Origin of the sequence: Anabaena sp. UHCC 0399, from assembly GCF_034931465.1 — a bacterium.
Classification (GTDB): domain Bacteria; phylum Cyanobacteriota; class Cyanobacteriia; order Cyanobacteriales; family Nostocaceae; genus Trichormus; species Trichormus minutissimus.
Window position 1 is genome coordinate 13,569 of the sequence record NZ_JAYGGZ010000029.1, and the last position, 22,452, is coordinate 36,020.

Genomic DNA, 22,452 nt, shown 5'->3' on the forward strand with positions numbered 1-22,452 from the left:
ACTATGACACAATCTATTTCATTTAATTCCTCCCCTGCTACGCCGTCTCTAGGTTTAGAGATGAAAATAGCCGCAATTATCCAAAATATCCTGACTTTGGCTTTGTTATTATTAGCATTGCCAGTCAACGCTGCGATCGTTTTTATATCTTTGTTTTTGGGTGCTATTTTGCGTCCCAAAACTGCGAAAACCAGCAACCCCAAAAATATCCTCATCAGTGGCGGTAAAATGACCAAAGCTTTGCAACTAGCAAGGTCATTCCACGCGACTGGACATCGGGTTGTCCTCCTGGAAACCCATAAATATTGGTTAACTGGCCATAGATTTTCTCAAGCGGTGGATAAATTTTATACAGTTCCCGCACCAGAGAAAAACTCAGAAGCCTATATCCAAGCCTTAGTGGATATAGTCAAACGAGAAAACATAGATATCTATGTTCCCGTCACCAGTCCCATCGGGAGTTACTACGACTCCCTAGCCAAACCTGAGTTATCGCGTCATTGCGAAGTATTTCATTTTGATGCAGATATCACCCAAATGCTGGATGATAAATTTGCACTAGCGGAAAAAGCGCGATCGCTTGGTTTATCAGTACCCAAATCCTTTAAAATTACCTCTGGCGAACAAGTCATCAACTTCGACTTTTCCGGCGAGACCCGCAAATACATCCTCAAAAGCATTGCTTACGACTCAGTGCGGCGTTTAGACTTAACCAAACTTCCCTGCGCCACCCCAGAAGAAACAGCCGCCTTCGTCAGAAGTTTGCCAATCAGTCCCGAAAAACCGTGGATTATGCAAGAATTTATCCCTGGTGAAGAATTCTGCACCCACAGCACCGTTAGAAATGGCGAACTAAGACTACACTGCTGCTGCGAATCATCAGCGTTTCAAGTCAACTATGAAAACGTTGAAAACCCTCAAATCATGGAATGGGTGAAACACTTCGTTAAGGAACTCAAACTAACAGGACAGATTTCCTACGACTTCATCCAAGCTGAAGACGGTCAAGTATACGTCATCGAGTGTAACCCCCGCACACACTCAGCAATTACCACCTTCTACAACCACCCCCAGGTTGCACAAGCCTATCTGGGAATAGAACCAATAGGTGAAACCTTACAGCCATTAGTAACCAGCAAACCAACTTACTGGACTTATCACGAAGTCTGGCGTTTGACTGGTATTCGTTCCTTCACTCAGTTGAAGAAATGGATGCTAAATATTTGGCGTGGAACTGATGCAATTTTACAGTTAGATGACCCCCTCCCCTTCTTGATGGTGCATCACTGGCAAATTCCTCTGTTGTTGTTGAATAATCTCCGTCAACTGAAAGGTTGGACGCGGATAGATTTCAATATCGGTAAATTGGTGGAATTAGGGGGAGATTAAGAATTTTCATTTCACGCAGAGACACGGAGGCGCGGAGGAGAGATCAAACTCTCTTTCTTCATTCTTACTCTCTGCGTCTGGTGCGCCTCTGCGTGAGTAAATAACCCCCCAATTCCACAAAGCCGTTAACCGACGTTCTTCCCCTCATCAAAAATGCAAACCACACAAATAAATCTCAACGCCACACAAAGAGACTACGACCTATCTCAAAGCTTACATGAGTTATTGACAGCACAAGTAGAACGTACCCCCAACGCCATAGCTGTAACATTTGAACAGCAACAATTAACATATCAAGAATTAAATACTAGAGCTAATCAACTAGCACATTACTTACAAACACTAGGAGTCAAACTAGAAACATTAGTTGGTGTTTGTGTAGAACGTTCCTTAGAAATGGTTGTGTGTTTATTGGGAATTCTCAAAGCTGGTGGTGCTTATATACCAATTGACCCAGAATATCCCCAAGAACGCATAGCATATATGCTAGAAGATTCTCAGGTAAAAGTATTACTAACTCAAGAAAAATTACTCACTCAAATTCCTCAACATCAAGCTCATACTATTTGTATAGATACAGAATGGAAGAAAATCTCCACACAACCAAATACTAATCTTGAGAGTGACGTAAAACCAGATAATCTTGCTTACGTTATCTACACTTCTGGTTCTACTGGTAAACCCAAAGGTGCAATGAACACCCACAAAGGTATATGTAATCGCCTACTGTGGATGCAAGAAACTTATCAAATTAATTCTACAGATAGTGTCTTACAAAAAACACCATTTAGCTTTGATGTGTCTGTTTGGGAATTCTTCTGGACTTTATTAACAGGCGCACGTTTAGTAATTGCTCAACCGGGAGGACATCGAGATAGTAGTTATCTTATTAATCTGATTATTCAAGAGCAAATCACTACTTTGCATTTTGTCCCCTCCATGCTGCAAATCTTTTTAGCTAGTCGTGGTGTCGAAAAATGCACTTCCATTAAGAGAGTAATTTGTAGTGGCGAAGCCTTACCTTTAGATTTACAAAATAGATTTTTTGAGCGTTTGGACTGCGAATTACATAACTTATATGGGCCGACAGAAGCAGCTATTGATGTTACTTTTTGGCAGTGTCAAAAACACAGTAATTTAAAAACTGTACCAATCGGTCGTCCCATTGCTAACACCCAAATTTACATCCTTGATGAGCATTTACAGCCAGTTGATTTCGGTGCGATCGCTGAACTTTATATTGGCGGTGTAGGTGTAGCGCGAGGTTATCTCAATCGTCCAGAATTGACTGAGAAAAAATTTATTCCTAACCCATTTAAAGATTCAAAAATTGCATCAAAATATCTCTATAAAACTGGTGATTTAGCTCGTTATTTACCAGATGGTAATATTGAATATCTTGGTAGAATCGACTATCAAGTAAAAATCCGAGGCTATCGTATTGAAATTGGCGAAATTGAAAATGTTCTCTCTTTACATCCGCAAGTTAGAGAAGCAGTAATTATTGCGCGTACTGATAACACAGCAGAGAAACAACTAATTGCTTATATTACCTACAATTCCGAAAAGCCAACACTCAATAGCTTGCGCTATTTCCTGAAATCAAAGCTACCTGATTTTATGATTCCCGCCGCTTTTGTGATGTTGGAAACTTTACCTTTAACTCCCAGTGGAAAAGTAGACCGCAAGGCTTTACCACAACCCGATATTTCTCATTTCAGTGAAAATAATGATTTTGCTGCTCCTCGTAATCAGGTAGAAGCGCAATTAGTCAAAATATGGTCAGAGATTTTAAACTTACCACAAATCGGGGTAAAAGATAACTTTTTTGCTTTAGGTGGTGATTCCCTCAAAGCACTGCATTTAATTTCCCGAATAGAACAACATTTTTCTAAAGAAATACCTCTGGCGACACTTTTAACGAATCCACTTATTACAGATTTAGCAATAGTTATTCAAGACTCTAATAATCAGATTCGTCATTCACCTTTAGTCCCAATTCAACCACAAGGTAAAAAGCAACCCTTCTTTTGTATTCATCCTGCCGGTGGCCATGTTTTGTGCTACTTCAAATTAGCTCATTACATAGGAAATGAACAACCATGTTATGGTTTGCAAGCTCAAGGATTTTATGGGGAAGAAGAACCCTTAACAAGAATTGAAGATATGGCCAGCCTTTATGTTAAAACTATCCGTGAATTTCAACCCCAAGGGCCTTATCAAGTTGGTGGTTGGTCATTTGGGGGAGTTGTCGCTTATGAGGTAGCACAGCAGCTAAAAAGGCAAGGACAAGAAGTGTCTTTGTTAGCAATACTTGATTCTTATGTCCCGATTTTATTAGATAAACAAAAACCAATTGATGATGTTTATTTAGTGGGTGTACTTTCTAGAGTATTTGGGGGAATGTTTGGTCAAGATAATTTAGTTACACTTGATGAAATACAAGATTTAAGTTTAGAAGCAAAAATCAACTACATCATCGATAAAGCGAGACAAGCTAAAATCTTTCCTCCTGGTGTAGAACGTCAAAATAATCGCCGCATTTTGGATGTCTTAGTGGGAACTTTGAAAGCAACTTATGCCTATAAAAGACAGCCATATCCGGGAAAAGTGACTGTGTTTCGAGCCAGAGAGAAACATATTATGGCTGCTGATCCGACTTTAGTTTGGGTAGAGTTATTTTCTGTCATGGCGGCAGATGAAATCAATATTATTGATGTACCAGGAAATCATTATTCGTTTGTTTTAGAACCTCATGTACCAGTTTTGGCACAACGTTTAAAAGCTTGCATGAATTAATGAGTAAAGATCACAACTTTGTGCTGCCTTAACATTTTCTTAATCAGACTTTGATTCTAGGTTGGTAGGTTATTTTTACTTGATTGCAAGGTAAGTTAAAAATTGCCCCCCATATCTAAATCTTAGTAGGAGTGAGTATGGAATTTATTGGCGATCGCCTGCTCAAACGGCGTAATTTTTTGCTAGGTGCAAGTTTTCTTACAGGTTTAGCCGTAACTAGCCAATGGCAGCCTGTAATGGCGCGAGGACGGTTTTCTGACTATCCCTTCAAGCTGGGTGTCGCTTCTGGTGATCCTCTACCGGATAGTGTGGTTTTATGGACTCGTCTCGCACCAGCACCTCTGAATGGCGGCGGTATGCCATCCGTAAATGTACCAGTGCGATGGCAAATTGCACGGGACGAAAAAATGAGACAGGTTGTGCAGAGAGGCACGGTTTTGGCAACACCACAACTAGGTCATGCTGTCCACGTTGATGTGCAGGGGCTAGAGCCTAACAGTTGGTATTGGTATCAATTTACAGTTGGTAGTGAAGTTAGCCCCATTGGTCGCACTCGTACAGCCCCCGCACTTGATAGTTCAATTCAACAGCTAAACTTTGCCTTTGCTTCTTGTCAAGATTGGCAAAATGGTTTGTACACAGCCTACAAACACATGGCTAAGGAAGACCTAGATTTAGTTGTACATCTAGGTGATTACATCTATGAGTATGGCCCCAGAAATGGTGCGCCACGTCAGCACAATAGCCCGGAAATCATTACTTTAGCTGACTACCGCAACCGTTATGCTTTATACAAAAGCGACGTAAATTTACAAGCGGCTCATGCTAACTTTCCGTGGGTAGTAACTTGGGATGACCATGAAGTAGATAACAACTACGCCAATTTAACCCCTGAAGATAATCAAAGTCCAACAGCCTTTGAACAGCGACGAGCGAATGCTTACCAAGCCTACTATGAACATATGCCGTTGCGCCTATCGTCCCTACCAACGCAATCAAGTATGCTGCTGTATCGGCGATTAACCTTTGGTAATTTAGCAGAGTTCAATGTTTTAGATACTCGCCAGTACCGTACAGATCAACCTTGTTATGACGGACTAAAACCCCTGTGTGATGAAGCGTTAGATCCCCAAGCGACGATGACCGGCGCAGCACAAGAAGATTGGTTACTGCAAGGACTAGAAAAATCACAAGCACGCTGGAATGTAATTGCCCAGCAAACTATATTGGCTCAATTTGATTTTAATCCCAATCCTGGAATACAACTGTTTAATGTGGATCAATGGGATGGTTATGTAGCTGCGCGTAAGCGGTTGTTGAACTTTTTAGAACAGCGCAAACCTTCTAACCCAGTTGTGATTACTGGCGATATCCATTCCAGTTGGGTACACGATTTAAAAGCTGATTTTAATAATCCCCTATCAGCAACCGTAGGTACTGAGTTTGTCGGAACTTCCATTTCTTCCGACTTTCCAGCTAATTTTATTGCCCCAGTACAAGCTGCACTCAGCAGCAATCCCCATACAAAATTCTTTGATGGTGCTTACAGGGGTTATGTGCGTTGCAAATTGACTAAAGACAACTGGCAAACTGATTACCGTGTTGTTTCCAGCATTCTTGATCAAAATGCTACTATCAGCACCCTAGCTTCCTTTGTAGTAGAAAATGGACAACCAGGCGCACAAAAAGCTTAATCATAAATTTTAAATTAACAGAGAAGGGAAAGCGATCGCCTTTCCCTTCTTATATGCTTGTAGTAAGGACTTTAGTCTTAATCATATTTATTTTGAGTAATCAATCGCTAACCAAAGATTAGAATTTTATTTACCTAGACAATATTAACTATGACACTCAAAGAATTAACAATACAACTCCAGGCATTAAACCCAAGTGAAAAAGCAGAAGCAATACAAATATTAACTAAAACTCTCAGTAACGGTTCACTAGGAATCACTAAAACTCCAGGTGTATGTGGTGGTGACGCTTGTATTGCTAATACTCGCCTACCGGTTTGGATATTTGTGAGCTTACGCCGTCAAAATACAACTGATGCCGAAATTCTAGAGATGTATCCTCATTTGAGTGCTGCTGATTTAGTAAATGTCTGGGCTTATGCTGATGCACACGCCGATGAAATTGAAACAGCACTCCGCGAACAAGATGAAGCTATGGAACAAGAAATATAATCTATGGCTAATCTCTATGCTGACGAACAATTCCCTTTAGCCGTTGTGCAGTTACTCCGCACTTGGAATCATGATATTTTGACAGTTCAAGAATCAGGGAACTCTGGAATCTCTGACCCAGATGTGTTAGCTTTTGCAATAAATCATGAGAGAGTAGTTTTGACACAAAATAGGCGTGATTTTATCCGTTTACACAACAGAATATCTGACCATGCTGGCATCATTATTTGCACAGAAGATAGAAACTTAGAAAGACTAGCGAAACGCATTCATGAAGCGATCGCTGTAATTGAAGTTTTCACAGGAAAATTGATTCGAGTTAATCGTCCAGCAAAGTGAGTAATATTTGTCAAAGCAGTTGAATGCGGTGCGTCAAACTTCAATCAACGCACCACTAAGCACCCAACACTCAGCACCGGCTAAACGCCGCGCTACCGCTAACAGCACTCACCACTCTCAAGGCACAATCAACACTGGACAAGGTGACAGGTTAATCACGCGAGTAGTAACACTATCAGTTGCCCCCTCTTCAGTTAAGCCTAGTCCCCGACAGCCCATAATGATTAAATTTGCCCCAATTTCATCGGCGACATCACAGATAGTAAAGGCTGGTTTGCCTTGCTTTTCCATAATTTCCGATGGAATACCTTGCCCAGAAAATAAAGCCTGAGCATCGGCTAAGAGTTTAGCAACCGCCTCTGGTGACACCATTGGATCAGTTTTAGCTTCATCTGCGGCGGGTTCTTCCACCACAGATAGCAGCACTAAACGACTACCATATTTCTGCACGACATTAGCCACCACATCAGCAGCTTCCCGTGCTTCCCGACTTTGATCGATTGGAAATAAAACTGTGTTGAACATATATCTCTCCTCAGCACCCCGTACTCCGGTAAAATCTTGATGGTTATACTTTCAAAACGATAACAAAAAGGCAATCAGGAGGGTTTGGTAGTGTCCAAAAAAACTTTAGCAAGTTTATCTGCGGCTGATATTTCCGGTAAACGCGCCTTTGTGCGGGTTGATTTTAATGTACCTGTGGATGACCAAGGCAACATCACAGATGATACTCGCATTCGTGCTGCTCTACCAACCATTCAAGATTTAACGCAGAAGGGTGCTAAGGTCATTCTAGCAAGCCATTTTGGTCGTCCCAAGGGTGTAGATGACAAACTGCGCCTGACTCCCGTTGCAAAGCGTTTATCTGAGTTGTTGGGTCAAGAAGTCGTTAAAACCGATGACTGTATTGGCGACGAAGCATCTGCCAAAGTGGCTGCTTTACAAAATGGCCAAGTGCTGTTGCTAGAAAATGTCCGTTTTTATAAAGAAGAAGAAAAGAACGATCCAGAATTTGCCAAAAAACTGGCAGCTAATGCCGATTTTTATGTAAATGATGCTTTCGGGACAGCACACCGCGCCCACGCTTCTACTGAAGGTGTGACTCATTATTTGAGTCCTGCTGTTGGTGGTTATTTGATTGAGAAGGAATTGCAGTATTTGCAAAGCGCAATTGAAGAACCCCAACGTCCCTTAGCAGCGATTATTGGTGGTTCTAAGGTTTCTAGTAAAATCGGCGTAATCGAAACCCTACTAGAGAAGTGCGACAAGCTAATCATTGGTGGTGGGATGATTTTCACCTTCTATAAAGCCCGTGGTTTGAATGTTGGTAAGTCTCTAGTAGAAGAAGACAAGCTAGAACTGGCGAAGTCTTTGGAAGCTAAGGCTAAAGAACGTGGTGTCACCTTCTTGCTACCTACAGACATTGTATCGGCTGATAAATTTGCCCCTGATGCCAATGCTACCACCGTCAGCATTGAAAATATTCCTGCTGATGGCATGGGTTTGGATATTGGCCCTGACTCTATAAAAGTCTTCCAAGCAGCTTTGGCTGACTGTAAGACCGTGATTTGGAACGGGCCGATGGGTGTATTTGAGTTTGATAAATTTGCTGCTGGTACAGAAGCGATCGCTCATACTCTAGCAGAAATCAGCAAAACTGGTACAACCACCATCATCGGTGGTGGTGACTCTGTAGCGGCTGTTGAGAAGGTAGGTTTGGCTGATCAAATGAGCCATATCTCCACTGGTGGCGGTGCTAGCTTAGAGTTACTCGAAGGTAAAGTCCTACCCGGTATCGCTGCTTTAGATGAAGCGTAATTAGGGGGACTGGGAATTTTAGATTTTGCGGAAAGTTCTGTAGGCGGGTTTCCCGCCGTAGGAAACTTTTCAAGACGGATTTTAGATTTTGGATTGAATAATACGCCTTATGTGAGTTAAAAATTCCTCAGCGATATCAAAGGTTTTAGCCTTTGCTTTCATGATCAAATCCGGCTTTATGAACGAAACCGTGTTCTTTCAGCCTCTAATTCACATAAGCCGTATAATCTAAAATCCACTCATTGCAAATCCAAAATTGCAAGGCTGGGGACTGGGGGTAAGGAAGTAAAAAAGCAAAAGAAAAAATCTTTTAACTTTTTTATGCCCAATTCCCAATTCCCAATTCCCAATGACTATTGACTATTGACTATTGACGCTAAAACTTGGCATTTAATTAACTCATTCACTAGGCGATGGGCTTGATGTTTATAAAGGGGATACTGTAGAGTTCCTGGTAGTTGATTCATCAGGGTTCTGGCAATATACATATCACAACCAGATATCCGCGAAATTAATGCAGCCCCTTCAAAAACCGCTTCTTGTGACACTGCCTTTTCTACCCGTACTAAGCATTGACGAGGAAGCATCGTTCCTAGTTCTACCCGTTGTAGTCCTTCAATTGTTGCGAGAACTATTAGGCGATCGCCTACAGCCAACCTGATATCATCAGAGGGCATAAACTTTGGGGCGCGTTGGCTATTTCTAGCATGGAGAATCGGCACAACTCCATAGCCGTAAGCAATTTCCGCTAATAGTCGGCCGTTGAGTGTATCGTGGGCTTCAATTTGATATTCAGTGACTAATGTGGTTTGGTTATTGAGGCGAAACAAATTGAGGATATTTTCTCCAAAGGCTGCCCCCACAAATGCCTCGGCTGCTAGTTCATAAACTCCCAAAACTCTGGCGTAAGGCAGTAATCTGGCGACATTCTCACTAAAACGGGGGTCAACGGTGCGAATGACTACACAAGCTTTGGGGTTTGCTGCATAGGTCATCAACGCAATTTCTAAGTTTGTGACCTCATCATCGGTGACAATAATTACACTTTTGGCGGTGGTAATATTAACTTTGTTCAAGGCATTTTTGATATTGCCGACAATTAACGGTATAGGTGGCAATAAATTGGGGTCTAAGTCATGAGGATGGACTCCTACTAAGGGTTGTTTCATTTCTTGGAGTAGGTGCGCCACTAGTTTCCCTACTCTGCCTAAACCAACTAACACTACATGATCAGATTTAGGCACAGGTAAACGGCGCATCAAGAATTGAAATCTGGCAGCTAAGATGCGTTCAGTCATTACTGCGTAGAGAATACCTACAAATACTGTACCTGCCACAGTCTGACTAATGCTGAATAAATGTAGCCACCAAGGTATGCTAAAGGGCAATTCTCGTCCGCCAAATAGGTCGCCATAACCCCCCAGACTGAGAACTAAGGAAAAATTCAAGGCTTCCTGACAGCTAATTTGCGGATATTGCAGTTTGTACAGGAATGCACCACCTAAGAACAAACTCGCCATCACCAGACTACTCATTAAGACTACACGGCGAGTTTGGCTACTCTCTGCCCAAAATAGGGTGAGTTGATAACGCAGATTTGCCCAGGTGATGGTTTTTAATACTGTCCGCCAGAGTTGCTTGATATTTTTGACTGGTCGTTGAGAACGAGAAACTAGATTTTCAGTGACTTCAATATAAGTAATTGTGTCGCCTGACAAAATGGGTGCATCTGGTTGCCATTGATAGAATGTCTGTGCTAGAAGTTCTCCGGCTCGGTTATGGGTGAGAATTCGCCGATGAGTAGTGTTTATTTCTTGGAGTTGTAGAAAATTTCGCCAACGATGTCCAATATGAATTGAGACTTCCATGACTTGGAGGAAATGATTTTCTAAACTAAAAAAGCCTGTAGTTTCACTTCCCAAAGCTGCCAAGGCAAAGCTTTTGGCTGGTAACTGCGTAGCTTCAAAGGCGACAAAATTACCTAGACTTTCCCTCAGTAACTCGTTGAGGTTATCTTGGGAGGAACGGATGACTAAACGCACATCAGGATTTAGCGATCGCGCGGCAAATGCCCCGGCAATATTCATTCGCTCATCACTGGTTACAATCAAAATGGCTCGGCACTGGCGAATTTTTGCCTGTTCTAATATTTTGGCTTGGCGACAGTCACCAATGATTAAGTCATCAATTAAGTCAGGTAGGTCAGGAATTTCCCATTTTTGAGGATTTACTGCCTCAATAGCGTTGACTTTTACCCCGAACTCTTTCAGCACAGATACACAGTATTGCCCCAAGCTGCCCAGCCCACAAACCAAGAAAGTATCTGCATTGACTACATTTTGTCCCATGTTCAACGCTCGTGCAGACTACTGAAAATTTAAACTTTTTATGGGCGAAAGTGAATAATGTAACAACAGATGAAGTAATGTACCTCACCAATGAATCATAGTCTAATATTTTACCGTAGGCTTTACCAAAATATTTTTAATAGTAACAAAATTGATACCAACCTGATGGTGTGGACTACTGCAAGGTTTGATTTACACCCATTTTCACTAAAACTATAAATTTCACTTAGTTCTGGAGATTTTTAAAAGGGTATCAGGGTATGATTTCTCAAGATTATAATGCAATTGATTTTGTCAACGAACTGATCAGAAAAATCAGAGTCAAAGAAAAACAGCTAGAAATTGCCAAGGCATCTCAAATGGACTATGTGGCTGAAGCAATAGAGACTCAACTCTTAGAGTTAAGAAATCAGTTATCTCAGTCGCCAACAGAAGAGCCTGAATTTTACGCATTGATGAGTTTATTAGAAGATTTTTAGAAAAAAGTACCGCTACGCAAAATTCAAAAGTTAAAAATAAAAAATAAAAAGTGCTGAGTTAAAAATGCTATGAGCTTAGTGGGGCATAATCTTACTTTACTCAGCACCGGCTAAACGCCGCGCTACCGCTAACAACACTCAGCACTCAGCACTCAGCTATTTTAGTAATCTCAGACCACTCAGAGTAACTAACACCGTAGAACCTTCGTGTCCAATCACACCGATGGGGAGATTAACGTTGCCGAGAAAGTTACCAACCAACAGCAAAGCAATAAACCCCAAAGCAACGACTATATTTTGTTTGATTATATTTTGCGATCGCCTGGCTAATTTGATAGCTGTGGCCATTTTGTCTAGTTTGTCTGCCATTAATACTATGTCTGCGGTTTCTAAGGCAACATCGCTACCTGCTATTCCCATTGCAATCCCTACCGAGGCTTGAGCTAAAGCTGGTGCATCATTAATCCCATCCCCCACCATTGCGACGGTTTGATACTTCTTCTGTAAGTTCCGAATCACATCTAGTTTGTCTTCTGGTAGCAGTTCGGCAAATACTTGATCAATCCCGACAGCTTGGGCGACACTATGGGCAGTGCGTTCATTATCGCCAGTAATCATGACAATTTGTTCTATTCCCATTTGCCGTAAATGGGTGAGAGTGCTAGCAGCTTCTGGTCTGATTGTATCTGCAAGCGCGATCGCACCCATTATGTAATATTCATCTCCCCTGCTCTCCATTTGCGCCACCCAAACTACCGTATTACCCTCTTGTTCTAAAGATGCGGCTTTTTCTAGTAATTCTTCTGGTAATTGGACAACATACTGTTGTACAAAAGCCGCATTCCCTACAATCACCGATTGATTGTTAACTGTGCCAAAAATTCCCTGTCCTGGTATGGCTTGTACCTCAACCGCCCTCACCCAGTCTAAATCACTAGCTGCCTGGGTGATAGCTTGACCAATGGGATGTTCTGAGGAAGATTCCAAAGCGGCTGCGGCGATCAGTACATCTTGTTGTGTATATTTACCCGTACTGAGGACTTGAGATACTCGTACCTGTCCTGTAGTCAGAGTACCAGTTTTATCGAAGGCGATCGCTCTCACTTTCCCAATTTTCTCCAACTGTGCGCCATTTTTAAATAAAATGCCCTGTCTTGCACCATTGGCAATTCCCGATAACAATGTAGGCATAATGGCTGCCATTAATGCACAGGGAGAAGCCACCACCAAAAAAGTCAAAGCCCGATAAATTGTCGTTTCCCAGTCCCAACCCCACAGAAACGGCGGTAAAGTTGCTAGTAATACCCCAGCAATGACGATAACTTTGGCATACCCCCTTTCAAAATTTTCAATAAATTCCTGAGAAGGCGGTGCTTCTGTTTGGGCTTGTTCCACCAACCGAATCACTCGCTGAATCAAACTGCTGGCGGCTGGTTTGTGTAACTTCAACTGCAATGCACCATAACCATTAATTGTCCCCGCAAAGACTTCTTCACCCACTGTCTTTTCTACAGGTAAAGATTCCCCTGTAATCGCCGCTTGATTGATGGTGCTGTAACCAGAAATAATCATGCCATCTGTAGGAATCAATTCACCGGGTTTAACAACAATTTCATCGCCGACTTGCAGCTGGCTAATCGGAATAGTTGCTTCTTCTCCCTGTTGTAAAATCCTCGCTGTATCTGGTGTCAAACTCATCAAACTGCGGATACTCCTCTCAGTTCGCCGCATGGCGTAACCTTCCAATGCGCCACTGATAGCAAAGATGAGAATTAAAATTGCCCCATCAATAATTAAGTGGTATTCCCTCCGCCACAAACCCAAACTAGCTGCACCAACAGCAGCCACAATCATCAGTAAATCTACATCAAGTTCTTTTTCTTTAATCAGCGTCGTTAGTCCCTCACGCGCACTGTCGTAGCCACCAATGACATAAGCAGCCGGTAACAGTAGTAAAGCCCATCCTAGCCAACCTAGATGTAAGGCAAACCATCCCAAAAATAACAGCACTCCGCAAATTAGGGCGGCTAAGGTGTCTGAGTGTTCTGTGGTGAATTGGTTAAAACGCTGGGGGTAAAGCATGAGCGTGGAATCAGTGATAACTACCCTCACCCTAAACCTTGACATTAATGTTAATGTCAAGAGAATGGATTAAAACCTAGTTCTTATAAAATTCTCAATATAAGGTAGAAAATATGTTAAAGCGAATTTATATTGATAACTTTCGATGCTTGGTAAATTTTGAACTTGACTTTAACTCAATTAATCTCTTTCTCGGTGGTAATGGGTCAGGTAAATCAACTGTCTTTGAAGCTTTACGGAGACTGCAACTTTTTATAATTGGTGATTATCCAATAGCAGATGTTTTTTCTTATTTTGAATGTACTCGTTGGCAGAATTTATCAATTCAGCGTTTCGAGTTGGAAGTAGATGGAAATCATGGAAATTATAAATATGAACTAGCTATTGCACATGATCAAAATAAAAGCCATATTCACTATGAACGTTTATGGTTTGATCAGCAACCATTACTAAAATATGAAGCAGGTGAAGTAGAAATTTTTAATGATAATTACTCACCCAGTCCAAAATATCCATTCAATTTTTCTCAATCAGTTTTATCTTTACTACAACCCAGCCAAGATAATACAAAACTAACTTGGTTTAAATACCGTATTGAGAGATTAGTTATTGTACAAATCACGCCTGTATTAATGAACAATAATAGTAAACAAGAAGAAAAAATACTGAGTTACAAAATGGAAAACTTTGTTTCTTGGTATAGATATATTTCACAAGATCAGGGAAAAGTATATGAACTAATGAGTGTTTTGCAGAATGTATTAGAAGGATTTTCAAATTTTATAATTGAAAAATTTAGTGAACAAGACCGCACTTTGAAATTGAAATTTAAATCTCGTGATGACACCGAGAAAGCAATTGAGTATTACTTTGGAGAATTATCCGATGGGCAAAAAGTACTACTTGCCCTTTACACTCTGCTTTATGGTACTCAATCTGAAGACTATACATTATGTATAGATGAACCAGAAAATTTTTTAGCACTGCCAGAAATTCAACCTTGGTTGATTCAACTTTATAATTTTTGTAGTGAACAAAAAATGCAGGCTTTACTCATATCACACCATCCAGAACTGATTAATTATCTTCTAGCATCACCTATAGGTTATTGGTTTGAGCGTCAGAGTAATGCACCTGTAAGGGTAAAAAAAATTAGTGATAAAAATTCTGAAAATACTGGATTACCAATTTCAGAATTAATCGCGCGGGGATGGCTGCATGAGTCAGCGTAGGATTCAGATTGTGATTTTGTGTGAGGATAGACAACAAGAGGTTTTTGCTCGCTACTTTCTCAAAAAAAGAGGTTTTACGGGGAATATTAGAACTAAATTTTGTCGTAAAGGCGCAGGAGAACAGTTTGTGAGAGAAAGTTATGCGGCGGAGGTGAAGGTCTTCCGTAGCAAAAACTATATCTCAGGAATTTTAGTTGTTCTGATTGATGCAGATACAAAAACACTAGAAGACAGGCTGAAACAATTAGATGATGTCCTAATTGAAAATGAGCAAAAACCTCGTCAAGCTAATGAAGCTATGGCAATGTTCGTACCTAAAAGAAATATTGAAACATGGATACATTATTTGCAAGGAGCAAGTATTGATGAAGAAACAGTATATGCAAAATTCCTCAATAATGAATCAGCTTGTAAACCCTATGTTGAGAACTTGGCAGATAAATGTCGTCAGGGAAGTTTAGAGGCTAATGCACCGCCATCACTTCAGGCGGCTTGTGGAGAATTGCAAAGAATTTTAGGTTTGTTGGGGTAAACTATGAATGCTGGTTGCTTAACAATTAAAGAACTGACGGAAGCGGTGGGAGGTGGAATTACTCCCCGGATGGTGCGACATTACCATGAATTAGGGTTACTGCCGCAGCCTGAGCGATCACCAAGTAACTATCGTCTCTATACTGAAAAAGATGTGATGAGGCTACAAAAAATTGTCGCCCTGAAGCAACAAGGCTTTCAAATTAACCACATCCGCCAAATTTTGGAAATACAACCAGAAACCGACACCAATAGTCATTTAATGGCACAGTTGCAACAGCAATATCGCGCCGTCATGCAGCAAATTGCCCAACTGCGTCAAACAGCCTCAGCTTTAGAAGGATTATTAGGACGCGATCGCCATTGTCAAATCATGCAAGCAGAAGTCTTGGCACAAGTCAAGTTACTAGACGTAGAAACCCAAGCCGGTTTAGGAGATTTGGCAAAGCTGTGGAGTGGTTTAGATGCAGAAGTTCACACTCACTCGGAAGTTTTTGCAGAATCTCTACAACACTTGCTACCTGACTTATCAAACCGTTCTGAGATCGAACAACATTTAATTTCTCAGCTGGTTTTGTCCTGTGGTGATGTTAGTTTAGTGTCTTTTGTGAGAGTTGGTAAAAATGCGATCGCGGCTAGTCGTGCAGCCCTGAGTTCTGGTTGTGAAATTATAGTTGATATCCCCACCATTGCGGCGGCTGTAGATCAAACAAGATTAGTTCATCTGGGTTGTCGAGTCAAAACTTTAATTGATAACCCCCACGTTTCCACCGCCACAGAAGCGGAACTAGAATTTTGGCAGCATCAGGAATGGCGACAAAGATTAGAACAAGCTAGCATTGGCTGTATTTTAGTTATTGGTTATGCTCCCTCAGTGCTATTAGAAGTTTGTACCCTGATTAATCAGCAAAAAATTCAACCTTCCCTAGTTATTGGAATGCCGATTGGTTTTAGTCACGCGCCAGCCGCCAAGCGTCAACTCAGGCAACAAGAGTTACCCTTTATCACTATTGATGGGACAATTGGTGGAGGATTACTAGCTGCAACTACGCTCAATTCCCTGGTGGAGTCATTGATTGAAAAACCAGATTGTCATTGTTATCTTGGTAATTCGTAATTAAGATTGGGCGTTGGATATGAGATTTTCCCCCTCTGCTTCCCCTTAAGTTTTAGGCAAAAAATCCTCCTACTCGTTTCCCGACAACAGATTAATTTCTCTTCCTATCTCAAAATAAGCGCGCGTACAGTATTCAACCTGTGAGGGTAAATTGAACACTGTGTAGCCACGACTTCTAGTCGCCCTGAAGTTCAACACAAAAAGCACGAGTAATAAAGACTACTCATGCTAATAACAGTTGACATCTATCGTCTCTCTAGAACTACAAAGCAAAAGAAAAAACCGCTTTTTACCTTTTCTCAGATCATGGTTTTATTTCTGCTGTAACTTACTAGATATAGTACCGGAGAGACTAAAACTATCTTGTTTGACAAATTTGTATTACATCAACCACCTGCGACAGCCGGGACAATACTCACTTCATCCCCATCTTTCAAAGGTGTAGCTGTACCCTCCAAAAAGCGAATATCTTCGCTGTTGACATAAAAATTTAAAAAGCGTCGTGGCTGTCCCTTTTCATCGCATAACCGCGATTTAATCCCAGGGAAGCTTGTTTCTAAAGAGTCTAAAAGTTCAGCAATGTTGCTCCCACTAGATTCTAGCGCAGCTTGATTGTTAGTGAAATTTTGTAGAGGGGTAGGGACTAAAACTTTTACAGCCATAGTGAGTTAATAGTGGTCAGTTGTTACAAAGAGGTTGTCAATAGCCATTAGCAGTTTACTAATGACTATCGACTATTAACTAAACAAGAACTTGTTGCCATTCCAAGCGGTCTAAAGTACGCGATCGCTCTAATGCACGTTCAAAGCTATCGAGTTTGGCATCAATTGTCAAAGGTTCGCCAATATAGCCTTGTATTGCTTCTTGGGTTTTTAAACCGTTGCCAGTGATGTAAACCACAGTCGTTTCATCTGGATCTATCTTGCCAGCTTCTACCAATTTTTTCAGTACAGCAACAGTAGTTCCGCCAGCTGTTTCTGTGAAGATGCCTTCTGTTTCGGCTAGCAACTTCATGCCTTCGATAATTTCTGCATCGTTGACTGATTCAATATTACCGCCAGTCTTCTTGGCAATCTCAACGGCGTAAACACCATCGGCTGGGTTGCCGATCGCAATTGATTTGGCAATTGTATTCGGTTTAACTGGTTTAATAAAGTCGCGGTTTTCTCTAAATGCTTCGGCGATTGGTGAACAACCTTCTGCTTGTGCGCCACTAAAGCGGACGTTTTTACCTTCTACCAAACCAACTTCGACAAATTCGTTGAAACCTTTATAGATTTTGGTGAACAGTGAACCAGAAGCTAAAGGTGCAACTATATGATCTGGTAGTTCCCAACCCAATTGTTCAGCAACTTCAAACCCTAGTGTTTTAGAACCTTCAGAATAGTAGGGACGTAAATTAATATTGACAAAACCCCAACCGTGTGTATTAGCAACTTCCGAACAGAGGCGATTTACTTGGTCGTAGTTACCTTTGACAGCCATCAGAGTGGGACTGTATACCAAGCTTCCTAATACTTTACCAGCTTCTAAATCTGAGGGGATGAATACACAACAGTCTAAACCGGCATGAGCTGCGATCGCAGCTGTAGAGTTTGCCAAGTTACCGGTACTTGCACAAGAAACTGTTGTGAAACCCAACTCCCTAGCACGGGAAAGAGCAACGGACACCACCCGATCCTTAAAGCTCAGGGTGGGCATATTTACCGCGTCATTCTTTATATATAGTTTGTTTAGACCCAGGCGGCGGGCTAGACGATGGGAACGTACCAGGGGAGTCATACCTGTTCCCACATCAATTACATTGTCAGTTGCGACGGGCAAAAAGGGACGATAACGCCAAATTGAGTTCGGGCCAGCTTGGATGGTTTCGCGGGTGACAGTTAGACGCAAAGCATTGTAGTCATATTTCACTTCCAAAGGCCCAAAGCATAACTCACACACATGAATGGCTTTGAGTTCATATTCCGCGCCACATTCTTTACATTTCAAAGCACTAAAGGTGGCGTTGCTTGTTTTGGTAGGAGTTGATACTGCCTGAGTCATAGTAACTATCTTTCCCTGTTTGTCCGTCAACTGTGGCTGAATACTAACACGAGTAAAAATACCAGTCAAACATACCCGACTAAAATTATCGGGTATTTTATAGCGTTACCTAAATTGGTACAAGCGCAATCCTACGCTTTTGCACCACCGTATTACTGAATGGAAATAATAATTTTGTATAAAAAGATAGATAAGTTTTTAAGATTGCCTCTGTGAAAAAAAATAATTGTTTTTGAACTAAATCTTTAAAGACTGGTATTTTAACGGTTTTTAAATCTATTTTTTTTGGTTTAAGGTTGTGATTGTTATGCGATCATCCTGTAACAATAAATTAACTCTATTTCGATAAATTAAGCTTAGTCAATCAGCAACTGGTTGTGCCAAAGCTCATATATGAGAGCCAACCCATATTCCAAAGTGATTTAGATTGCTTTGGAATCAGTTTTCTATGGAAAGAAATAACTGCAACATACATCAAACGTAGATTTCAATGACTCTGGTGTATTTTGCATTTGTTCTCATCGAAATTTACCAGGCAGCACTTTACTCAGCAAATACACCAAATGAAATCTCGGCATAGAATTAATCAGACGAAGAAGTCCAGACTTTACCGCGCTTTAGTCGCAACAGTATTCCTAGCTAACGGGATTTTCCAATTTGTTGCACCTGTACTAGCTGAAGGAACTACGGCTGGTACATCTATTAGCAACGAAGCCACAGCCACCTACGAAGATCCTAATGACCCTGACAAACCACTCAACACTACTTCTAACACAGTAACCGTCACTGTCGCGGAAGTTGCAGGTATCACAGTTGACTATACAGGTTTGGTAGATAGTAACGGTGGTAATGTTACAGTTGACGATTTATTAATCTTCAATTACACCATCACCAACGTCGGTAACGACCCCACCGGCTTCCGCATACCCAACCTTGCTAGTACAACTGGGCCAGCCACAGTTTCTGGAACATTGCCTGATGGCGGCACAGCAAATAACCTGCAATATAGTATCAACGGCGGGACAACTTGGGTTAACATCACTGGTTCAGACGTAATTGTACCCAATATTCCTGTAGGGGGTCAGGTCTTAGTCAGAGTACCAGTTACTGTACAGCCAGGCGCACAACCTAATGACACGATTACCGTTAAGTTGGGTAATACTCCCGCCAATGCTCAAAACGTCCTACGAAGTCCTGATGGTGGTGACGTTTACACTGTAGATAACCCAGATGGTACTCCTACTGATGCAGAAGTAGATGGTGTTCCAGTGAACGGTACTAGAGAAGCTAGTGATACTTCTATAGATGTGAAAGTGGGTGCAGTTGTTAAGACCTACTCTTTAGCGACTATTCTCAAGACACGTACTGGTTACAACGCTGGTACACCTAACTTAATTACAGATGACACGATCACCTATGGGTTGAGTTTACGAGTTGAAGGCAATGATCCCACAGGAAAGGGACTGACACCAGCCGCCTTGGAAGGGACAGATATTCAACTTAATACAGGTTCAGGTACAACTACTCAAAAACGCATCTTAATTTCCGACGCGATTCCTGCAGGTACAGATTTAGCAGCCATACCAACTGCCCCACCTGGATGGATACAAGTTTATACTACAGATGCAGTAACCACAGATGCTAATGCTGCCGCATGGACGATAACAGCACCCGGTACTCTAAGTACAGTCACCCGTGTTGGTTTTATCAACAACCCCGCTACGGTTACTTCTGTTGCACCCAATCAAACGGTAACTGGTTTTTCCATTCAATTAGCCGTTGAATCTAGTGCATCTTCACCCCTGCAAGTTGCTAACATCGCCCAAGTATTTGGTCAAACCCCTGGTACTAATGTGCCTGTATACGATGAATCTGGTGATCAAAATCCCAGTAATTTCGATGGTCAACTGGGCAACATGAAACTACCTACAGTTACGGATACCAATGATGATGGTATTCCTGATATTGTCGATAGCAATAGTGATGGTATTCCTGATAATTTGAGCGTTGATGATGGTTTTGTGAATAACCCCGCTACGCCCGAAACAGGAGTTGATGGTAATAACGATAACACTGGTGTTGGCACAGGTGGTGAAGCCAACATCTTTACTGTAGAAATTCCTGTAACTTCAGCAGTTCTCAATGGCCCTGTAAATGCTCCTGCTGCCATTGGCCCATCTGGTACAACTAATGACGACTTCACTAACAAATCTTCTTTAGTACCAGCAGGTACAGTACCAGGTGCGACACTTAACCCGCAAGCAGTAGCTTTCACTAACACGATCAGAAATAATGGTACTAACACCAGCAGTTACTCCCTTGTTCCTACGCCACCTGCAACGGCTAGTCATTTACCCACGGGTACATTAGTCACCATTACCTACGGTTCTGAATCTAGAACCTATGTTTGGAATGGTACTAATTTCCTCTTTAATAGTGATCAATCAGCTATTGATGCCCTAAGTAAATACATTACTATTCCTAGCGTCCTAGGTGGTACTAATATCAACTACGGTGTGGAAGTTGATCTACCTGCTGGAACTCAGTTATCTACAGATATTGGCAGAGGTTTCCCTGTTCCTATTACGGCTTTTGTGGATGATACTAATGCTGGTTTAGGTTCTGAAACTGTCCGTAATACAACTATTAACCGTGTATATACTGGTTACTTGAAACTGGAGAAACTCTCCAGAATCTTAGATGCAAATGGACAGCCAGTAGCAGGTGCTGATGGTCAACTTAGCACTGCTGCCAAGAAACCTGTACCTGGAAATATTATTGAGTACGTAATTCAGTACAGTAATATTTCTGAGCCACAGTCTGGTAACGGTAATATTATTTTGAATGCCAGTAATGTGGTGATTAATGAAAATGGTGTGGTATCTCCTAACAACTGGGCATTAGATAACGATAGTAATGGCCAGATTGATACCAGTAACATTATTGGTTCAGCCACTGATCCGAATGGTAATATCCAGTTCTTTAACGGTAATCCAGCTACTACCTCTGGTAGTGACCAGACTGGAACTACTTTAACTACCGACGTGACTAGATATGTCAATACTGTAACTGGTCAGGTAGCACCAGGTCAGCTAAGAACATTTACCTTCCGTCGTAAGGTTAACTAGAGTTTTGCAGAGTTTGTAGTAAGTATTTTAGTGCTGAGAAATTCAGGACTAAAGTCCTTACTACAAACATGGGAATTATATATCTAAGAGTTTTTGAGGCAATTTAAATGAAGGGTATTTTTATTGCAGGTATGGGAGCATTTGCTCTGATTGCCACTGTACCATTTATCGATGATGTACCAGGAGTAGCTGCTTTCTGGTCATCTAGCAGTGTGGTGGCGCAAAATATTCAAAATCAACCACAATTGCAATTGCGCTTAGAGGCACAAAAGCAAGTTGTGACTAAAGACCAACAAGGTAAACAAAAGGTCGCATGGCAAGCGTTACAAGGTAAGGCTGTGGTACAACCGGGGGATATATTACGTTATACATTGAGTGGGGAAAATAAGAGCGATCGCCCCATTAAAAATCTCACTCTCAATCAACCCATTCCTCAAGGGATGATGTATGTGTTGAAGTCTGCCAATATGAGTAATAAAGATGCCAAAATTACCTACAGCATTGATGGCGGACGTAGTTTTGTAGATAACCCCACAATTAAAGTTACCCTCCCTGGTGGCAAAGTTGAAACCAAACCAGCACCAGCAACTGCTTATACTCACATCCGGTTGCAACTTCCCTCTGTAGCAGCAAAAACTACAGTTCAAGCAACTTATCAAACTCAGGTACGCTAACTGACTGGTTTTGTACTGTTTTTGGGCAACATTTACTCATTAGTCAGCCTTTGTTTATTAATTGATCGTGATGACATCTGTTGACTAGATAATTCGTAGTTCATAATTTGTAATTCGTAATTGATGAAAAATCTACATCGTACATTTTTTCAAGATGCGATTTATCGCATCTTTAGATGAAGCTTTTTGTCTTGACCTCTTAATTGGGGCTTCTGATGTCTTTGGGCTGGAGATAATTATCACTTTTCAATAAATGTCTTTATTAATAAATGTAAATATCAGGG

At 41.4% G+C, this 22,452-nt stretch carries 17 protein-coding genes; 12 read left to right on the forward strand and 5 right to left on the reverse strand.

What is annotated here, in order from left to right; all coding sequences use genetic code 11:
- The first annotated feature begins 3 nt into the window (after positions 1–3).
- The 5 genes from VB693_RS16430 to VB693_RS16450 all read left to right on the forward strand — a co-directional run bounded on the left by VB693_RS16430 (position 4) and on the right by VB693_RS16450 (position 6,713).
- Positions 4–1,389, forward strand: coding sequence for an ATP-grasp domain-containing protein (locus VB693_RS16430; RefSeq protein WP_323267192.1), 1,386 nt, complete (start codon positions 4–6; stop codon positions 1,387–1,389).
- A 153-nt stretch (positions 1,390–1,542) separates the two neighbouring features.
- Positions 1,543–4,188 carry an amino acid adenylation domain-containing protein gene (locus VB693_RS16435; RefSeq protein ID WP_323267193.1) on the forward strand — a complete coding sequence of 882 codons (2,646 nt, stop codon included), beginning with the start codon at positions 1,543–1,545 and terminating at the stop codon, positions 4,186–4,188.
- Between the two features lie 137 nt (positions 4,189–4,325).
- Positions 4,326–5,882, forward strand: coding sequence for an alkaline phosphatase (locus VB693_RS16440; protein WP_323267194.1), 1,557 nt, complete (start codon positions 4,326–4,328; stop codon positions 5,880–5,882).
- Positions 5,883–6,032: 150 nt separating this feature from the next.
- Complete coding sequence (locus VB693_RS16445) at positions 6,033–6,374, forward strand: DUF433 domain-containing protein (protein ID WP_190704151.1); 342 nt, start codon at positions 6,033–6,035, stop codon at positions 6,372–6,374.
- A gap of 3 nt (positions 6,375–6,377) precedes the next feature.
- The gene (locus tag VB693_RS16450; RefSeq protein WP_323267195.1) at positions 6,378–6,713 is read left to right on the forward strand and encodes a DUF5615 family PIN-like protein; all 336 of its coding nucleotides are present in this window, start codon (positions 6,378–6,380) and stop codon (positions 6,711–6,713) included.
- Between the two features lie 117 nt (positions 6,714–6,830).
- Here the strand turns inward: VB693_RS16450 and VB693_RS16455 are convergent, their stop codons facing one another.
- Complete coding sequence (locus VB693_RS16455) at positions 6,831–7,238, reverse strand: universal stress protein (protein ID WP_190704154.1); 408 nt, start codon at positions 7,236–7,238, stop codon at positions 6,831–6,833.
- A 90-nt stretch (positions 7,239–7,328) separates the two neighbouring features.
- On the opposite strand from VB693_RS16455, the gene VB693_RS16460 reads away from it, so the two are divergent.
- Positions 7,329–8,531, forward strand: a complete 1,203-nt coding sequence (locus tag VB693_RS16460; protein WP_190704157.1) for a phosphoglycerate kinase — start codon at positions 7,329–7,331, stop codon at positions 8,529–8,531.
- Between the two features lie 353 nt (positions 8,532–8,884).
- Here VB693_RS16460 and VB693_RS16465 read toward each other — a convergent pair whose 3' ends face one another.
- Entirely contained in the window at positions 8,885–10,879 is a 1,995-nt protein-coding gene (locus tag VB693_RS16465; protein ID WP_323267196.1) for a potassium channel family protein, read from the reverse strand.
- Between the two features lie 260 nt (positions 10,880–11,139).
- Here VB693_RS16465 and VB693_RS16470 point away from each other — a divergent pair, with 260 nt between their 5' ends.
- Complete coding sequence (locus VB693_RS16470; protein WP_323267197.1) at positions 11,140–11,358, forward strand: hypothetical protein; 219 nt, start codon at positions 11,140–11,142, stop codon at positions 11,356–11,358.
- A 156-nt stretch (positions 11,359–11,514) separates the two neighbouring features.
- Here VB693_RS16470 and VB693_RS16475 read toward each other — a convergent pair whose 3' ends face one another.
- Positions 11,515–13,440, reverse strand: a complete 1,926-nt coding sequence (locus VB693_RS16475; protein ID WP_323267198.1) for a heavy metal translocating P-type ATPase — start codon at positions 13,438–13,440, stop codon at positions 11,515–11,517.
- Between the two features lie 113 nt (positions 13,441–13,553).
- On the opposite strand from VB693_RS16475, the gene VB693_RS16480 reads away from it, so the two are divergent.
- From VB693_RS16480 to VB693_RS16490, 3 genes are read left to right on the forward strand one after another with little or no spacing between them, the layout of a single operon-like run.
- On the forward strand, positions 13,554–14,672 hold the full coding sequence (locus VB693_RS16480) for an ATP-binding protein (protein WP_323267199.1): 1,119 nt from the start codon (positions 13,554–13,556) through the stop codon (positions 14,670–14,672).
- Positions 14,659–15,204: a hypothetical protein gene (locus VB693_RS16485; RefSeq protein ID WP_323267200.1), complete on the forward strand. Its 546-nt coding sequence runs from the start codon at positions 14,659–14,661 to the stop codon at positions 15,202–15,204. The genes VB693_RS16480 and VB693_RS16485 overlap by 14 nt, the downstream gene beginning before the upstream one ends.
- Before the next feature lie 3 nt (positions 15,205–15,207).
- Positions 15,208–16,320 carry a precorrin-8X methylmutase gene (locus tag VB693_RS16490; protein WP_323267201.1) on the forward strand — a complete coding sequence of 371 codons (1,113 nt, stop codon included), beginning with the start codon at positions 15,208–15,210 and terminating at the stop codon, positions 16,318–16,320.
- 386 nt (positions 16,321–16,706) lie between these two features.
- On the opposite strand, the gene VB693_RS16495 is transcribed toward VB693_RS16490, so the two are convergent.
- Entirely contained in the window at positions 16,707–16,982 is a 276-nt protein-coding gene (locus VB693_RS16495) for a MoaD/ThiS family protein (protein ID WP_190704178.1), read from the reverse strand.
- A 79-nt stretch (positions 16,983–17,061) separates the two neighbouring features.
- Positions 17,062–18,366: a threonine synthase gene (gene thrC / locus VB693_RS16500; RefSeq protein ID WP_190704181.1), complete on the reverse strand. Its 1,305-nt coding sequence runs from the start codon at positions 18,364–18,366 to the stop codon at positions 17,062–17,064.
- Between the two features lie 563 nt (positions 18,367–18,929).
- Here thrC and VB693_RS16505 point away from each other — a divergent pair.
- On the forward strand, positions 18,930–21,494 hold the full coding sequence (locus tag VB693_RS16505) for a hypothetical protein (protein WP_323267202.1): 2,565 nt from the start codon (positions 18,930–18,932) through the stop codon (positions 21,492–21,494).
- Positions 21,495–21,601: 107 nt separating this feature from the next.
- Positions 21,602–22,168, forward strand: a complete 567-nt coding sequence (locus VB693_RS16510) for a hypothetical protein (RefSeq protein ID WP_323267203.1) — start codon at positions 21,602–21,604, stop codon at positions 22,166–22,168.
- Positions 22,169–22,452 lie beyond the last annotated feature (284 nt).

Coding starts and splice junctions, on each gene's coding strand:
- VB693_RS16475 (WP_323267198.1), bottom strand. CDS start 13,440: ATGCTTTACCCCCAGCGTTTTAACCAATTCACCACAGAACACTCAGAC.
- VB693_RS16440 (WP_323267194.1), top strand. CDS start 4,326: ATGGAATTTATTGGCGATCGCCTGCTCAAACGGCGTAATTTTTTGCTA.
- VB693_RS16505 (WP_323267202.1), top strand. CDS start 18,930: ATGAAATCTCGGCATAGAATTAATCAGACGAAGAAGTCCAGACTTTAC.
- VB693_RS16470 (WP_323267197.1), top strand. CDS start 11,140: ATGATTTCTCAAGATTATAATGCAATTGATTTTGTCAACGAACTGATC.
- VB693_RS16455 (WP_190704154.1), bottom strand. CDS start 7,238: ATGTTCAACACAGTTTTATTTCCAATCGATCAAAGTCGGGAAGCACGG.
- VB693_RS16430 (WP_323267192.1), top strand. CDS start 4: ATGACACAATCTATTTCATTTAATTCCTCCCCTGCTACGCCGTCTCTA.
- VB693_RS16510 (WP_323267203.1), top strand. CDS start 21,602: ATGAAGGGTATTTTTATTGCAGGTATGGGAGCATTTGCTCTGATTGCC.
- VB693_RS16480 (WP_323267199.1), top strand. CDS start 13,554: ATGTTAAAGCGAATTTATATTGATAACTTTCGATGCTTGGTAAATTTT.
- VB693_RS16435 (WP_323267193.1), top strand. CDS start 1,543: ATGCAAACCACACAAATAAATCTCAACGCCACACAAAGAGACTACGAC.
- VB693_RS16485 (WP_323267200.1), top strand. CDS start 14,659: ATGAGTCAGCGTAGGATTCAGATTGTGATTTTGTGTGAGGATAGACAA.
- VB693_RS16445 (WP_190704151.1), top strand. CDS start 6,033: ATGACACTCAAAGAATTAACAATACAACTCCAGGCATTAAACCCAAGT.
- VB693_RS16495 (WP_190704178.1), bottom strand. CDS start 16,982: ATGGCTGTAAAAGTTTTAGTCCCTACCCCTCTACAAAATTTCACTAAC.
- VB693_RS16490 (WP_323267201.1), top strand. CDS start 15,208: ATGAATGCTGGTTGCTTAACAATTAAAGAACTGACGGAAGCGGTGGGA.
- thrC (WP_190704181.1), bottom strand. CDS start 18,366: ATGACTCAGGCAGTATCAACTCCTACCAAAACAAGCAACGCCACCTTT.
- VB693_RS16450 (WP_323267195.1), top strand. CDS start 6,378: ATGGCTAATCTCTATGCTGACGAACAATTCCCTTTAGCCGTTGTGCAG.
- VB693_RS16465 (WP_323267196.1), bottom strand. CDS start 10,879: ATGGGACAAAATGTAGTCAATGCAGATACTTTCTTGGTTTGTGGGCTG.